The 16,553-nt window shown below is 42.0% G+C and carries 9 protein-coding genes; 7 read left to right on the top strand and 2 right to left on the bottom strand.

Annotation, left to right across the window (positions count from 1 at the left end):
• The first annotated feature begins 281 nt into the window (after nt 1-281).
• The gene (locus tag RHS_RS08285) at nt 282-992 is read left to right on the top strand and encodes a DinB family protein (RefSeq protein ID WP_044295129.1); all 711 of its coding nucleotides are present in this window, start codon (nt 282-284) and stop codon (nt 990-992) included.
• A 72-nt stretch (nt 993-1,064) separates the two neighbouring features.
• Here the strand turns inward: RHS_RS08285 and RHS_RS08280 are convergent, their stop codons facing one another.
• Nucleotides 1,065-2,606, bottom strand: a complete 1,542-nt coding sequence (locus RHS_RS08280; RefSeq protein ID WP_027294548.1) for a helix-turn-helix domain-containing protein — start codon at nt 2,604-2,606, stop codon at nt 1,065-1,067.
• On the bottom strand, nt 2,599-4,404 hold the full coding sequence (locus RHS_RS08275) for a sensor histidine kinase (protein WP_047832902.1): 1,806 nt from the start codon (nt 4,402-4,404) through the stop codon (nt 2,599-2,601). The genes RHS_RS08280 and RHS_RS08275 overlap by 8 nt, the downstream gene beginning before the upstream one ends.
• Nucleotides 4,405-4,559: 155 nt before the next feature.
• Here RHS_RS08275 and RHS_RS30590 point away from each other — a divergent pair, with 155 nt between their 5' ends.
• The 6 genes from RHS_RS30590 (at nt 4,560) to RHS_RS08250 (ending at nt 16,531) form a co-directional block, all read left to right on the top strand.
• Nucleotides 4,560-4,715, top strand: coding sequence for a hypothetical protein (locus tag RHS_RS30590; RefSeq protein ID WP_156042924.1), 156 nt, complete (start codon nt 4,560-4,562; stop codon nt 4,713-4,715).
• A gap of 61 nt (nt 4,716-4,776) precedes the next feature.
• Nucleotides 4,777-11,370 carry an Ig-like domain-containing protein gene (locus RHS_RS08270; protein ID WP_047832901.1) on the top strand — a complete coding sequence of 2,198 codons (6,594 nt, stop codon included), beginning with the start codon at nt 4,777-4,779 and terminating at the stop codon, nt 11,368-11,370.
• A 218-nt stretch (nt 11,371-11,588) separates the two neighbouring features.
• Nucleotides 11,589-12,947: an ABC transporter substrate-binding protein gene (locus tag RHS_RS08265; RefSeq protein ID WP_027294545.1), complete on the top strand. Its 1,359-nt coding sequence runs from the start codon at nt 11,589-11,591 to the stop codon at nt 12,945-12,947.
• A gap of 78 nt (nt 12,948-13,025) precedes the next feature.
• On the top strand, nt 13,026-13,925 hold the full coding sequence (locus RHS_RS08260; protein WP_243132998.1) for a carbohydrate ABC transporter permease: 900 nt from the start codon (nt 13,026-13,028) through the stop codon (nt 13,923-13,925).
• Complete coding sequence (locus tag RHS_RS08255; protein ID WP_044289424.1) at nt 13,925-14,761, top strand: carbohydrate ABC transporter permease; 837 nt, start codon at nt 13,925-13,927, stop codon at nt 14,759-14,761. Before RHS_RS08260 ends, RHS_RS08255 begins: the two co-directional genes overlap by 1 nt.
• Before the next feature lie 9 nt (nt 14,762-14,770).
• On the top strand, nt 14,771-16,531 hold the full coding sequence (locus RHS_RS08250; RefSeq protein ID WP_395021799.1) for a glycoside hydrolase family 36 protein: 1,761 nt from the start codon (nt 14,771-14,773) through the stop codon (nt 16,529-16,531).
• Nucleotides 16,532-16,553: the final 22 nt, after the last annotated feature.

Genomic DNA, 16,553 nt, shown 5'->3' with positions numbered 1-16,553 from the left:
CAGGGATAACGGCAGCAGGCTTATGGGCTGCGATATACAGCTGTGAACGGATATCACTCCTGTTAATTCAATTATATAGGGTAGTTACGATACGATGAAGTCAAAGCTTTCTGGAAATGAATGGACTGAGGATAAATACAACAATTGCATTTAAGTATCGCTTACATTATAATATTGTTAAATACCACAAATATGGGCTGCATCATACCATCACAGCAAGGATCAGTCTTTTAGATGCATGATGCAGACATACACAAAGCCTATATAAGGAGAGCAGAGATATGAAATATTTTGGAAATGGATTAAGCGAATTGCATAAAGAACTTAACAGCATGATTCGTAAGCCGGATAAGATCCAACAGGCAAAGGATATTTTCCTAAAGCTCCATGGGAAGCTGCACGAGTCTAAAGTATCAGATGGAACACACAATGAAGTGGACGAGCTGGTCAGAGACCTGGAAGATGAGGAATATTCTATTATGCCAACGAGCAGGGATGAGACAATTGCATGGGTTTTATGGCATATAGCAAGGATTGAGGATTTAACCATGAATATACTTATTGCCGACGGCAATCAGGTATTTGATGATCGGTGGAAAACGAGATTGAATACTACGGTCACCGATACGGGAAATGCACTGACAGATGAAGAAATCATATGTTTAAGCAAAAGTTTAAATATTCCCGAACTGTTAAACTACAGAAATGAAGTTGGAAGGAGAACCAGAGAAATTGTTCAAAATCTCTTAGCCGAAGATATGAAAAGAAATGTTTCACAGCAGGGGTTAGACCGGATTTTGTCGGAAGGAGGCATTACACAACAGGAAGATTCTATATGGCTTCTGGATTTTTGGGGTAAAAAGGATGTGGCAGGGCTTTTATTAATGCCTCCGACCAGACATGTAATAATGCATCTGAATGATTGCTGCAAATGGAAATCCGTGATCCGGACGAAAAAGAAAACCAGAGATGTAAGCGAGCATCTGCAATAGATCACCAGGGTATAGCAACAGCTTCAGGAAATTAATCCTGAGGCTGTATTTGATTAGATTTTAATGAAGGTCCTATTTCACATCCTGATATTTAATCCGGTATTCAGAAGGAGAAATCCCCATAATCTGCTTAAATGCTTTACTGAAATAAAACTGGTTGGAATATCCGCATAATTCCGCCACTTCACGGATGGACATGGTGGAAGAGAGAAAGTAATGGCATGCCTGTTCTATCCGGTATTTTGTTAAATATTCGATTGGCGGGATACCTTCCTGTTTCTTGAATATCCTGCTGAGGTAAGCGGGAGTAATCGAAAATTTTGTGGCAATATTGTGTATATTGATTTCCTGGGAATAGTGTGAGTGGATATATGCCTTAATTTTATCAATAAATTGTGAAGAGTCAGAATTTATTTCCATATTCATCAGCGTATTTTTACAGGCTTGTTCAAATAAAAACAGCAGGGAATCGGTAAGGTCGGTATATCCCTTGGAGGTAGAGAGGTATTCTTCTATTTCCAGAGCGTAATTAGTGAACAATTTATGATCGGTATAATCAAATATATAATATAAAATCTTTTTCAGGCATTCATCCAATTGCTTTTGTGTTATCTTATCTTTGTCACATAAATGTAAAAAAACTTTCAAATGGTTTAGAAAAGAGGGGAGATTCTTATTCTGTATGTCCAATTTGAATTTCTTTTCCGTTGAATCATCCAGAATTTGGCGGAACTCGGTTCCATTTTCCAGAAAATCTTTTTGATAAAGGATGGAGGAATGGCCGAATATCAGATGATTGGCTATCTGGGTCCGCATCAGGGTATGTTTGCTCCGGATATCTGACAGGTCGCAGGTTCTTGAACTGAGACACATTGTAACCGGATAGCCGGAAGGTTTTAAAATGTCCATCAGCCCCAGAAGTAAATTTTTTATCTTTGTAGTATTATTTTGTTTCAGGGAAACTAACAGGAATTTTTCATTTCTGGTAACCCCGTCCAATAAATATACAGTATCATGATTACCCAGGTAATTATGCTGTAAATCTGCGGCGGATAATTGAGAAAGGGCTTCCTCAGAGGGATAAATATCATGCAGCGTAAGTGAGGAGTAGGAGCCGACGTTAATCAGGATGCCGTAATAAACAGCCGGTTCCAGTTTCTGTAATTCCTGACTGGAAAGTGAGCCCTTATAATTATGCAGCAGGGAATTCAACATGGTGTGTATGTTTTCTTTTTTTGATGTCTGGATTTTCTCCGACAAGGTATTCAGTGTGTAGTGTAAATCTTCCACAGAGACTGGCTTTAACAGGTAATCATCTACCCCCAGTTTCATTGACTGCCTGGCATATTCAAAATCTTTATATCCGCTTAAAATAACCGTATAAACGGGGATATCATTTTCTTTTAGGTTTTGAATCAGATCCAGTCCGGATGCAATCGGCATACGGATATCCGTAAATAAAATATCAGGCGACAGATCGTATATTTTTTGGTAGGCTTCCTGGCCATTGAGTGCAGTACCTACAATCTCAATGTCAGCAGAAGCTTTTTTCAGTTTTGCGCATAAATCTTTTTGAATCAACAGCTGGTCTTCAGCTACAAATACTTTAATCATCCGGGAGTACTCCTTTCATTGTAATTCTGCTTCCGGGAGAAAGGTTCGAAACAGTAAAATCGAATTTACATGAAAAATGTGCATATAAACGTGCAAAAGTGTTGTAAAGTCCTAAACCATCTATTTCAATATCTTTGTAAGAAAAATTACGGTCCAAGAGGGTGGTTTCTTTGAATACCTGAAGTTCTTTTAGAACATCATCCGGAAATCCCTGACCGTTGTCTTCCACAATAATAATCCATTGTTTCTGACTGATATAAAATTGCAGTGAAATCTTCCAGGGAGGAGCGGAGCATTCAAAAGCATGTTTAAAACAATTCTCTACAAAGGGCTGGATTGTCAGCTTGGGAATACGAAGGTCATAAAGGCTGGAATCAATTTGAAGTTCATAGCTTGAATTTCCATCATTAGAGATCTTCATAAACTCCAGATAATTTTTGGTGTGGTTAATTTCTTCTATTAATGGTACAATCTGTTCTTTGGATGTAATATAGCGCATCATGGAGGAGAAGCCCTGACACATCCTGGTGGTAACTTCACTGCCGTACACCTCACTTGCTGCGCTGATTGCGTTTAACGCATTGTATAAAAAATGAGGATTTATCTGAGCCTGCAAAGCTGTGAGATTCGCGTTGCTTTCCCTGATCTGCAGTTCATAATTTTGGGCGATGGACTGTTCCAGCCGCTTCAGCATGTGATTGAAAGACGTATTAATGATCTCAAATTCATCAAAGATATCCTCCGGCAGATCCAGGCAGGTATCCTGGTCTAACTGCAGGTTATCAATATGGTTAATCAGCTGCTTTAGTGGTTTCGTTACAACGGATAGTATAATAAACATAATAATTAATGCAGCCAGAAGCACAAGCAGAACCGTAAAGACAGTCGTTGCAATATACGAGATATTCTGTGACTGCATTGTTTTGTTATTTGAAATCAATACTGTCGTAAAAGGTGTAAGACTGCTTCCGGATGAATTGTAAGAATAGCTGTTGGCGAAATTATCTGTCTTACCGTTTTTTATATTTTCTAATACAGAAGCCAGCTGTTCGTCAGTAATGACATATTCGTCCTGTTCATATGGATAAATGATATTATATTCGGAATCCAGAATTAATATTTCTTTTTCATTAGAAAACGTATTCTGTGTACAAATATCAGCCAATACACTGTAAGGTACCTGTATCTCTACCATTGTATCCCGGGTGATGGAGTTATCAGAGAAATTCTTACATACCGAAAGAACGGTTCTGGAAGAGCTGTTCCAGTCATTTAAATGTGGACCGTAATACAGCGCGGAAGCATTTGCTTCCGTCAATAATTCGATAGCTCTGTTTTCTGCCAGGGTTGCCGCGATCAGTTCCCGGTCGCTTAGATAAATTCCGGTATAGTAAAAATAGCCGCATTCGCGGTTATATAACATGACGTTGGAGATAATGGGAGAAAACATCATATTTATCAGTGTCTTCTGTATAATCCGCTCCTCTGAAAGCTGTTCCATATATTCTCTGGAAGTATGTTCAGCCCCGGCAGTGTTCAGGGAAGAAATAATCTGTTTCAGAGAATCATTTTTTGTGATTGAAGTTGCGGCGATATTCATTTGCTCATAGAGGGAATCTACCTGAGCGGAAACCCGGTCTAAAACAATCTGGGATGAAGATATTTCAGTAGATTTTGCATTTCGGATAGCGGTGGTGGAAAAGAGTAGAGATACTATTAGTGCAAGACAGATGAAAAGGCTGCCTACAGAAAAAAATAGTCTTAATTTAAATTTTCCTTTTGTTTTATGTTTGATCATTCATATACGCGCATACAGTAAGCTTTCAACTGTGAGAACAGTTCATCATCTTAACGTATTTCCTTTCCTTTGTATCGTTCCTGGAAGTTCATTATAACAAAGTTTTCTTTCAAAAAACAGTAAAAAAGTTATATGTCAAAAAATTATAAAGCAGGTTGACAAAAAAGTACATACCAAATGTGTTGCAGGATTCTTATAATGATAACCATGGAGTTGCCGGTAAATGGCAGAAAAGGGGGTGCTATTGTTTTGAAAGCCGTAAAATTGAGAAGCTGACAGAGTTTGAAAGAGAGTCGCTTTCAAACTACTAATTAAGGAATAGCATAAGCCAGCCTTCGCTATTCAGGGGTATAATCATGGAAGGAGAAACAAATGAAAAGGAAGATAGGAAAAAGATTATTATCGATGTTATTAAGTACAAGCATGCTGTTTGGAACTGTACTTCCGGCAGCAGCAGCAGAGCCTGGGAAAGAGCCCAAAACCGGAAATGCACAGATCGTGGTGGATTACAATACCAGTATAGGGACAGGAAACCCGATGATCTTTGGGGGACTTGGTACGCCAGCCGCAGAAAGTAATGCATGGAAAAGCCTGACACAGGAAACAGGATTAAAAGTAATGGGAGTAGATGTAGATCTGTCTAAATTATTCCCGGAAGGTACCGATGCGGACTCTGAGGTACTGGAGTCTTATACCCATGTAGCGGGAGGTATTCTTACAAGAATAAAGGGTGCAGGTATCAAAGCTTTTATAACTTTTGACAAGCTGCCGTCATGGTATCAGAGTACCCCGGACAAGGCAGGTGCATTTGCTGCAATGGTAGAGACCTTTCTAAGTGCCGCAAAACCAGATTATGAAGAAAGCATTGGATACGTGGAGTTAAAACCGGATACCTCTCTTAGCGCTGAGGATTTTACGAATTCTTATTATCAGGCTGCTGCAAAGGTTAGGAGTATACTTCCACAGGTACAGATCGGAGGAATGGGGTATGAACTGAAGGATAAAAATGATTCCCTCAGCACAGCGCCCAATGTGAAGGCAGTACTGAATGCCTATGCAGACCATGACCAGTCGCTCCTACAGTTTGTATCCTTCAAAGCATATGGTGCAGATCCTACGACGGATTGGAAAAATGATGTTTTCGGAGAATTCAAACCCGGAAGAAAAGCAGTCAGGGCAGCGCTTCACAATGCAGACATGCCGCTTTTTCTCACCGGATGGTCATCTATGGCAAAAGGGGCAGACAGCCCAGATGGTACCATCACCGGTGCAGATGGAATCAAGTACCATTCTCTGGCAATATTTAAGGCAATGCGTGACGGATGGGACATGGTTTTGTTCGACGGGTCTGTAGATGCCCGGACAAATGCCGGAAGTTATATGTACACGGAAGATGACGGAGCCGTAACCCTGAATCCATTTGCGAAAGCATATACGCTGCTGAGCAGTCAGATGGGACTGGGGGAAGGAGAATTTAAAGTTGTTTCCACTGATATGGGCAGCAGCTGGCCGGTGGATGATTCCATAGCAATGGTAAATTCCAAAAATGAGGCAATGATGCTGTTAACAAATTTCGGAGACCAGCAAAAGCAGAATGTGAGTATTGAGCTGCGCAACGTGCCTTACGAAGACGGCACTGTCACATTAAAAGGATATGCGGCTAACACTGGTACGGAAGTTTCGAAAGAAGTTATATCGATACCGGATCTTGAGGTACACAATGGAATTATTACGGCATCTATTCCGATAATACCGGCAAAATCAGCCATGGGACTGGTAGTGACAGGCGGAACAGACAGAACCCTGCCGGCGCAGGAAATGTATGAATTTGAGAGCCAGGATAATCATTTTGGGGGTAATACGGAAATTTCCTGGACTACAGGAGCTTCTTTTAACCGTACAGTAAAAGGGTTTGGAGGAGCGGATAACTTTGTTACGCTGCGCAAGGTCGCGGCAGACGGATCGGGTACCTATAAGGCACACTTATACGCATCACCTTCCGGAAACGTCAGCGGTACCAAAGTAAGTGTCAACGGTGGAGAGCCCATGGACATTGATGTCTCGGGCATTTCATTAACAAAGGATATTTCATTTGATATTTCTTTGGAGGGCGGAAATCAGAATACCATTCAATTTTATACGGAATCCGGGGATTTACGGCCTGACAAATTAGTTTTAGAATCGGGAGATGTTGCATTATCAATCGGAATCCAGAATCTGAATGCATTGGAAAAAGATGGGGATGCATATGTTCTTCCAAAAGTAAAGCAGGATTTTGTGATTGACGCAAGAATTTTCCCTGCTTCCTCTGCAGCAGGAAAAACGCTGGAATATGCATCTTCTGACAGCAGCGTGGTATCCGTAAATGAAAATGGACTGCTTACCCCTAACAGGGAAGGGACGGCTAAAATTACGGTATCTGTCAAAGGGGAGGAAGTTACTTCTTCATTTGTAATAATCGTTAAAAATTCAGTTGCTTCCGTAGCGGTATCACCGAAGGCATTGACACTGAAACAGGGGGAAAGCCAGACGCTTACCGCTTCCATTGTACCGTCAGATGCCGCGAACAAAAATATATCCTGGGAATCTTCACGACCCGACATTGCCAGCGTAACACCCGGGGCAGACGGGACAGCACTTGTCACGGCAGCAGGGGAAACTGGTGCTTCTGTTATAACGGTTATTACCCAGGATGGAAATAAAAGAGATACGGCAGCGGTTACTGTGGTAGAACCGGCAGAAGGGGGAACCGTAACCATTGACTATGGGAATACCATTGCTGCCGGCTCACCGAAGATATTCGGGGTAACGCATTATCCCAGCCTTGACGGGAAAGATTCTGACATCGGAGATCATTCTAAGGTATGGCCAATGCTGACAAATGAAGCCGGAGTTCGGTTCATGAGAGCAGATGCGCGTCTCCAGGAAATTCTTCCTGTCTGGACAAAAACTCCGGATACAAATTGGGCACCGGCAGACGGAACCCAGGGATCTGACCAGCCATCTTATGTGCGGTCTGATTACTATTATGTTCCAACACCCGACGGGACCGGAGAAAACAGATTCACTCTGGAGGGCTATCGGGCGGATATGGATTACTATAATGAGCGGGGCGAATATCTGAACGGGCTGTCTAATCCTGCGAACTGGAATACAGGCAGACTTCTGCGCTGGGTAAGAGAGGCAAAAACCCAGGGATATGAGGTGATGGCTATGACTTTCCAGATACCGGAATGGCTGTCGGCAGGAGTAGTAACCGGAACTGCACATACGGAAAAAGTATGCAATGGTGCACCAAAGGATTGGGAAGTTTACAGGGATATTATTAAGAAAGTATATCTCATGTTAAAAGCAGAGGGAATCGACAGTTACGAATTCTTAAATGAACCTCATTGGTATGTACCCCAGGGAGGCGATCAGCGGGATCCGGAGGGGAATGCGTATCCGGCTGGCAACAGACAGAACCTGATTGCCGCAGATCAGTTCTATCAGGCAATCGATGCCATCTATGAAGCAGAAGGCGGCAGCAAGCCGGAAGTAAAAATGGGCGGAGGTGCAGATGACAGCTGGGGAGGCGATTATGGAGTACTTGGAACAATTCTTTCAAAAAAGTATGAAAAATGGTTTGACAGAATAGATTTTGTTTCTATTCATAAATATGGAGAACGTCCGGCGAACCAGGATACCGGTAATCAGGGGGCGAATTCCAGAAATGCAAAGTATTGGTTAAGAAATAAGCTGGGAAGAGAAATACCCCTTTATTTAAATGAGTATAATATCAGCACAGGCCAGCCTGCCAATGAAACTTATGGATACAAGAGCACAGGCTGGCATGCCAAAAACCTTATTGATATGATGACAGATCAATATGAGGGCGGAGGATATTACACCTGCTATCCGGCTGACGTACCAATGGATGATTATGAAGCCAGTTCCGGATGGATCGAACGGGGCAAAGGAATGTATACCTGGAATGCGGGGGAACCGTATCTTGCAAACTTTACAAAAACCTGGGGTATGCTTTCGGTTAATCTGGGACTGGGTAAAGGGTATTTTGACGTAAAATCCAGTTCAATTCAGGGAGGCATGACACAAAGCGTGGGTGCCGTAAATGCAGACGGAACTCCCGTAGCACTTATTAATAACTATACGGCAACCGCTTATGACCGTACCAAAGTGATTATGAAAAATGTTCCTTTTGAAGCAGGAGCAGAAGTGACAGCAAAAATATATCCTTATACGTATGATTCGGATATCAGCCATTTTGAATCACAGACAATAACGGTATCTCAAGATGGTACGGCAGAAGTTATTGTTCCTGTAATTGACGGATATGGTACGGCAGGCATTCTTCTGGAAGGAGAAATCACGGCAAAACCGGATGTAACCTATGAATTTGAGTCCTATAAAAATAATCTGAACGGGACGGCAAAAATCATGGAACAGTCTGGAATGTCTAATGGAAGATATGTAGAACAGATGAACGGCATAGAAAATGCTGTGGAAATTCCGGTAAACAGTAAAAACACAGTAAATGCGATTATGGAAGTGAGTTATTCCGGTTCCGGAAATCTGACTTACATTCTGGATGGACAGGAAAAGAGCTTACCGCTGCCGGATGGAAGCAATACAGTGAATTTCGAAGTGAATCTTAAGGAAGGCATAAACAGGCTGCAATTCTTCACAGATAAGACCGATATCCGTATGGATAAACTGGTTAAACAGGAAATAAACAAAGAAGAGCTGCAAAAGCTGGTTAACAGAGAATTTAATCCGGATGGGTATACAGAAAAAAGCTGGAAGGTATATGAAGAAGCAAAAGCTGGTGCTCAGGCAGTACTGGATAGGGAAAATGTGTCCATTGGAGAGGTAGAAGCTGCTTACATAAAATTGTCGGATGCCATTGATGCCCTGGTGGCTATGGTGGATTTATCTGCACTAATTACAGAGGCAGAAGCAATAGATGCAGGGATGTACACAACAGAGTCATGGATCACATTTGCGAAAGCACTGACGGATGCAAAAGAGGTGCTGGCACAGTCTGATGTATCACAGGAAAGTCAGGTTGAAGCATATTATCAGTTACAGGGAGCGATGAAAGCCCTTATAAAGCTGCCGTCCGGAACGGAGAATATGCTTTCCGGGAAAGAGGCTGTGACCAACTCTGCAATGGAAATTGAGAACCCGGGTAATGCCACAGATGGAAACCTTTCGTGCTCTTATGATGACCCCTTTATCCAGATTGCGGCGCTTGGAGAAGATAATGGCAATCCGGAAACCTGGGAACCGGTTTATCTGCAGTATGATCTGGGCACAGAGCGCCAGATTGATAAAATGGATATTTACCGCACCTATTACGCGGATGGGAATGTGGATATCCGCTGGTTAGACTGCCTTGTAGAAGTAAGCTCAGATCCGGAATTTCCGGAAGAAGCAGTTCAGGTTTTATTTGGACCGGAAGACGTTGTTTCAAAACCATTTCAGGAAACACCTCAGGAAATTGTTCCGGATGCACCGGTAACTGCCCGCTATATCCGCATTTATGGAAAAGGCCATACCTGCAGCTGGGGCAGCAGTAATAAGATAAATATCTCAGAAGTAGAAGTATTTGGAAGCGGTGCCGCGGATGCATCTGTATTAGAAGCAATGATTGCACAAGCAGAACAGCTGCAGGAAGCAGATTTTACTTCAGATAGCTTTGGCAGATTTTTGGCGGAACTGCAGCGGATTAAGGAGATCCTGGGAAAACCGGATCTGAATCAGGCAATGGTCAACCAGGCAGCAGCAGATCTGGGCTGTATCATGGAACAATTAGTGAAAAAAGCGGACTTTTCTTCATTAAATGCTGCAATTGATCAGGCAAGGCAGTTAGCAGAAATCCATTACACACAAGCCAGCTATCAGGCATTGGCAGCGGCACTTGAAGCAGCGGAAAGGATTGCTGCAGATGAGTTGTCTGCACAGGCAGCTATCGACCAGGCGGAGACAGACTTACGGGATGCGGTGGAAAGATTAGTTCCAAAAGCAGATTTTACCGCCCTGAACAACCTGATAGAAGAAGCAAATAGCAAAATAGAAACAGATTATACCCAAATCAGCTATCAGGAAATGAGAAAAGCATTGGAAGCGGCAAAGAAGACTGCTGCCGATGAATCCGCTGCGCAATCAGCGGTAGATGAGGCGGCAGCAGGGCTTAAAAAAGCAATGGACGAGCTGGTCTTAGTGCCTAAAACAGACTTTACGAAGTTAAATGCTGTAATTGACCAGGCGAAACGGCTGATAAAAGCAGATTATACGGATGCAAGTTACCAGGCAGTGGCAAATGCACTGAAAAATGCAGAAAGGATTGCGGCGGATAAAGCATCTGACCAAACTTCCGCAGACAGCGCAGCAGCGGCACTTAAAAAGGCAATGGACAGTCTGAAAAGACTACAGAATGCAGTGATTCATATTAAGAAGACAAAATACAAAAAGACTTATGGAAATAAGGCATTTTCTCTGGGGGCCCGGGCAAACTGTAAATTAAAGTATAAGAGCAGTTATCCCAAGGCTGCAGCCGTGAACAGCAAGGGAAAGGTGACCATAAAAGGATGTGGAAAGGCAACGATTACCCTGACAGCATCTGCAACAGACTTTAAAACAGCGGTAAAAAAAGTAACGGTTACCGTGAAACCAAAGAAGGCCGGAATCAGCAGCTTGAAATCTTTGAAGAAAAAGACAGCAGCAGTGGTTTGGAAGCGGGATAAAAAGGCAACCGGTTATCAGGTACAGTATTCCCTGAGTAAAAAATTTACCGGGTCAAAGACGAAAGTGAAGACCGTCTCCAAAAGTAAAACCACACGGTTAGAACTTAAGAAGCTGAAAAGTAAGAAGACCTATTACATCCGGGTCAGAAGTTACAAGAAAGCGGGCAGTTCGAAAATATATGGTAACTGGAGTAAGACAAAGACGATCAAGGTAAAATAATATTTACGAGGAAAGACCGGGCAGGCAGCGTTTGTCTGCCCGAATACTGCTTGATACCCACAAATTTGTGAGAAAGCATGTTTAAAATTTATTGGAATGTCAAAAAAATATATACAAACCGGACAGAAAATTACATTCCAAAATGACCATATGATTTATATAATAAAAACACAATAACAGTTGTAAAAAATTAATTGTTAAGAATAAGGAGGATTTGTATGAAAAAGAAAAATCTAGCAAAAAAGGTGATGGCAGTCGGGATTGCAGCAGTCTTAATGATGTCAGCTGCAGCCTGCCAGGGTGGAGAAAAGAAGACGACTGATGGGGATACTTCCCAAGAGAAAACTTCCAACGCGGCTGCTTCCAGTGATAAGGCGGAAGGTGGAGTTACGATTACCGTTGGATTAAAGGCATCCCATGTAGAAATTTCCAATATTGAAACCTTTAAAGAGAACTGGGAAGAAAAAACAGGAAACAAACTGGATATCCAGGCAATTGATGACGACCAGTTTGATTCTCTTTTACAGACAAAAATGTCTACAAGCGGCATGTGGGATATCTTCATCGGAGATACCGGAACTCAGTCAACCTCTTACCAGCACGAAAAAAATCTGGTAGATTTATCTGACGAAGCCTGGGTACCTAAATTAACGGAAACAGGCAAGGAATTTGTAACCCATTCGGATGGAAAAGTATATTGTTTCCCAAATGGCGGAGTCAATTCTTTTGGTATCGTTTATAACACAAAAGTATTTAAGGACAACGGACTGGAAGTGCCCAAAACATATGAAGAATTTGATGCGGTATGTGCTAAATTAAAAGATGCAGGTATTACACCAATTTATGTATCTATGGCAGATGCGTGGACAGTTAATCAGATTATGAATGCTGAGTGGCCGAATATCTTAAGCAAGAACCCGGATGCATTAGAAAAATTAAATAAGAATGAAATCCGCTGGGATTCCCTTCCTGAATTTACACAGATGTTTGAAAGATTAAAAGGATATGTGGATAATGGTTATATAAATTCAGATATTTCAACTGCAACTTATGAGATGGGACAGAAAGCACTTGCCTCCGGACAGGCTGCCATGATGTACATGGGTGACTGGGCAGATCCCGAATATGTGAAAGTAGAGCCGGCAGGAGAGGGTAATATCGGAATGTTCGCAGCACCTTCTAAAGATGGTGACAGCCAGCTTGCAATTGCAGGTCCGGGCGGATATTATATCTCCAATCAGTGTAAAAATCCGGATGTGGCAAAAGATTTTATCAGTTTCATGGCTGAAGATGATAATTTACTGCTCAATATGAAGACCAGAGCTTGTACATCCGTATGGAATGATCTGGATGCTCCGAACTTAAGCGGAACGTTAAAGGATACACAGAAGTATATCGATGAAGGAAAAACACAGATTCACTATAACCAGACATATGTTATAACACCGTCAGATGACGCAAACAGTGCATTCCTGTCTGATTTACTGGGTCAGAAGACACCGGAAGAATGTGCAAAAATCTGGAGTGATGCAGTAATAACAGTAGGAAAACAGTTAGGGTTTGAAGGATTTAAATAAAATCTGAGCATAAAGTGCAAAAACCACCATCGTTCATACGTAGGTGGTTTTTGTACAGAAAGGAGCTGTATGAGAGACATGAAGAAAAAAAGCAGCATGAATAAACTGGAAAAGAAGTATTATCCTCTCTATATTGTAATTCCGGGAGTTGCTATTTTTACGATATTTTATATTTTTGCAATTGGCGGAGGATTTATATTTTCCTTTACGGACTGGAGCATTTACAATTTTGAATCACCAAATTTTATCGGTATTTCTAATTTTCTGGATCTGTTCGCTTCCCAAAGCTTTCTTCCGGCCTTAGGCCATACATTTCAATTTGCAATCATAACAACGATTATCAAAGTGGGGATTGGACTGCTGTTTGCTCTTTTGCTGAACCGGGCATTTAAGGGAAGGAATTTTTTCCGTGCAGTAATCTTCCTGCCATGTACCATCGGTGCCCTGGTAATCGGTTATGTATTCACCTTTATTCTGCAGCCGGATACTGGTATTTTAAATATCTTCTTAAGAAGTATCGGTCTTGGGGCTTTGGCTCTGAACTGGCTTGGAGATACCAATGTGGTGCTCTATTCCGTATGTACGGTGGAATCCTGGATGTGGATCGGGTTCAACACCGCAATCATTCTGGCAGGTCTGCAATCCATTTCCGGCGACTTATACGAGGCGGCGAGAATCGATGGTGCAAGTGCATGGCAGACAACGAAATCAATTACCCTGCCTCTTGTCACACCGTCAATTAATACAACCATTACTTTATGCGTTATAGGTGGATTTAATATATTTGATATTGTCATGTCCATGACGAATGGCGGTCCGAACGGAGCTACCCAGGTCATCAGTAAATTATCTTACGATGCCATGAGAGTAGGAACACTTGGATACGCATCAGCAATTAACCTTGTTCAGTTTCTGCTGATTGTTATTATTATTTCCCCATTATTGAGTTTCTTAAGAAGAAGGGAGCCGGATATTTGATGAAAGCAAATTATAAGACCAAGAAAGCTATTACAAAAACAGGAATCTATGTGATCTGCCTTCTGATGACATTTGCCGTAATATTTCCATTTATTCTTGTAATTCTGACGGCTTTTAAATCAGTGGAAGAATCGGCAGTGGTTACCCTTTCCCTTCCAAAAGTATTTCTGTGGGAAAACTTCCGATATGTAATTGAAAAAGGACAGCTGCTGCGGGCATTTAAAAACAGTTTTATCATTACCGGCCTGGTCGTACTGCTGACTGTTTTTATCTCATCCGTAACGGCATTTATTATCTCGAGGCGCAGCGATAAAACGAGTAAAGTTCTCTCAGGTTATTTTTTAATCGGAATGATTGCTCCGCTGGCACTGATTCCGGAGGTTATCATCGTAAAGACACTGGGACTAAGCGGCACCTATGCTTCCATTATTTTAATACATATCGCAGCCAGAATGCCTCTGAGCATCATGATTTATTCCGGTGTAATCAAAGGTATACCTAGAGCGCTGGATGAATCGGCAATGTTAGAAGGTGCAGGATTTTTTAATATGTTTTACCGGGTTATTTTCCCATTGTTGAAACCTGCTATTTTTACTAATGTAATAATAACATTCATGGGTGTATGGAATGATTTCCAGATTTCTTTATATTTTGTAACAGATACGGCAAAGAATACCGTACCGCTGAGTATCTACAGTTTTGTAGGGTATATGACCTATAAATGGAACTATGTATGCGCGTTTATTGTGCTGTCCATTCTCCCGATTCTGGTCGTATATTGTGCAGCACAAAAATATATTGTGGATGGTATGATTGCCGGCGCAGTTAAGAGTTAGGAGAGTCGTATGAAGAAATTATCATATAGAATCGGTGAAATACCTAAAGAAAGCAAAAGGAAAGTTACTTATACTGCAGAACAGAAAGGGGAGACAGCATATATTCATTTTTCTGTGCAGACAGAGGGGGAAGAATTATTTTCCCCACTTACTTTAAGGATTTATGTACCTGCAATCGAGGTGCATTACAGATGGACACCGAAACTGCATCTGATCAAAGCACTTAATACTGATTGGTTTGAAAATCTATATCTGACCAATGGATTTACGGGTGCCCCAGTGGAATGCCTGCTTTCCCCTGATCATAAAAACTGCGCCTGTATCGGGCTTTCCGATACTTTAAGTACCATTGGTTTAAAGGCGCTTCCGGTTGAAGAAACCGGAGAATATGAATTTGAAATTATTTTATTCAGCCGGGAGACCACTCTTAGAAAATCATATGAGGTCACCGTAAGACTGGATATGAGAGAGATTCCCTATTATCAGAGCCTGAAGGAAGTATCCCGGTGGTGGGAAACTTTGGAGGGAATGGCTTCTGCTTTTGTCCCCCAGGGAGCAAAGGAGCTTGTATACTCCACCTGGTACAGTTACCATCAACGGGTCAGCCAGGAGGAACTACTGAGGCAGTGCGGAATGGCAAAAGAAATCGGCTGTGGAACGGTGATCGTCGATGACGGATGGCAGACAGAAGATAACGCCAGAGGATATGCATACTGTGGAGACTGGGAAGCAGCGGAATCAAAAATGCCTGATATCCGTAAATTTGCGGATAGTCTTCATAAGATTGGAATGCGGGTCCTCTTCTGGTACAGTGTACCGTTTATTGGAGAAAGATCCGCAAACTTTGCACAATTTCAAGATATGCTTATCGATCCCGATGCTGACAGGGAATGGCATGTGCTGGATCCGAGATATCCGGCAGTCCGTGAATTCATAATCGGACTTTATGAAAAAGCCCTGACAGAGTGGGGGCTGGACGGCTTTAAGCTGGACTTCGTGGATGAGTTTGTGGTAACGGCATTCAGCGGCAGAGAAGCGGATGAGAGAAGAGATTATCAGTCTTTTGAAGAAGCGGCTGACAGATTAATGACTGATTGTATCAGCAGGCTTAAACACATTAAGCCGGATATCCTGCTGGAATTCCGTCAGACATATAACGGACCCAGAATGCGTACCTATGGCAATATCTTCCGGGCGGTGGACTGTCCGATGGACGATGTGGAAAATAAGGTTCGGGTTACGGATATCCGTCTGATTGCAGGAGAGAGTGCGGTACATTCTGATATGGTTATGTGGCACTACGAAGATTCGGTAGAAAGCGCAGCACTTCAGATGATTCAGGTTTTATTCAGCGTACCCCAGATTTCTATGCGCCTGGAAGATCTGAAGAAAGAGCATTATCAGATGCTGGAATTTTATTGTTCCTTATGGAACAAATATAAACAGGCATTTATCAGCGGTGAATTTATTCCGTTGAATCCCACAGAAAGATATAGTGTAATCAAAGGAATTTATAAGAATACGCTGGTATGTACCTATCATCTTACAGAGTTAATTGAACTGGAAAGAAGTTATGATGAGATGGTTTTTGTAAATGGTACCTTCCGGTCCGATCTGATTCTTTCGGTGAAAGAGGAAGGAGTATATGACAGGGAAGTATATGACTGTATGGGAAATCTGGTAGAAAAAGACTCTTTCTCCTTTAATAAGGGGGTACATATCTGGGATGTTCCGAAATGTGGATGTGTGGTATTAAAAATGAGGTTATAAAATATTATATTTGGGTTTCGCT

This window comes from Robinsoniella sp. RHS, from assembly GCF_001029355.1.
GTDB classification, from domain to species: Bacteria; Bacillota; Clostridia; order Lachnospirales; family Lachnospiraceae; genus Robinsoniella; species Robinsoniella peoriensis.
The sequence above is the reverse complement of the archived record's forward strand: the minus strand, read 5'-3'. Positions and strand labels throughout refer to the sequence as shown.

Coding starts and splice junctions, on each gene's coding strand:
- RHS_RS08285 (WP_044295129.1), top strand. CDS start 282: ATGAAATATTTTGGAAATGGATTAAGCGAATTGCATAAAGAACTTAAC.
- RHS_RS08280 (WP_027294548.1), bottom strand. CDS start 2,606: ATGATTAAAGTATTTGTAGCTGAAGACCAGCTGTTGATTCAAAAAGAT.
- RHS_RS08275 (WP_047832902.1), bottom strand. CDS start 4,404: ATGATCAAACATAAAACAAAAGGAAAATTTAAATTAAGACTATTTTTT.
- RHS_RS08270 (WP_047832901.1), top strand. CDS start 4,777: ATGAAAAGGAAGATAGGAAAAAGATTATTATCGATGTTATTAAGTACA.
- RHS_RS08265 (WP_027294545.1), top strand. CDS start 11,589: ATGAAAAAGAAAAATCTAGCAAAAAAGGTGATGGCAGTCGGGATTGCA.
- RHS_RS08260 (WP_243132998.1), top strand. CDS start 13,026: ATGAAGAAAAAAAGCAGCATGAATAAACTGGAAAAGAAGTATTATCCT.
- RHS_RS08255 (WP_044289424.1), top strand. CDS start 13,925: ATGAAAGCAAATTATAAGACCAAGAAAGCTATTACAAAAACAGGAATC.
- RHS_RS08250 (WP_395021799.1), top strand. CDS start 14,771: ATGAAGAAATTATCATATAGAATCGGTGAAATACCTAAAGAAAGCAAA.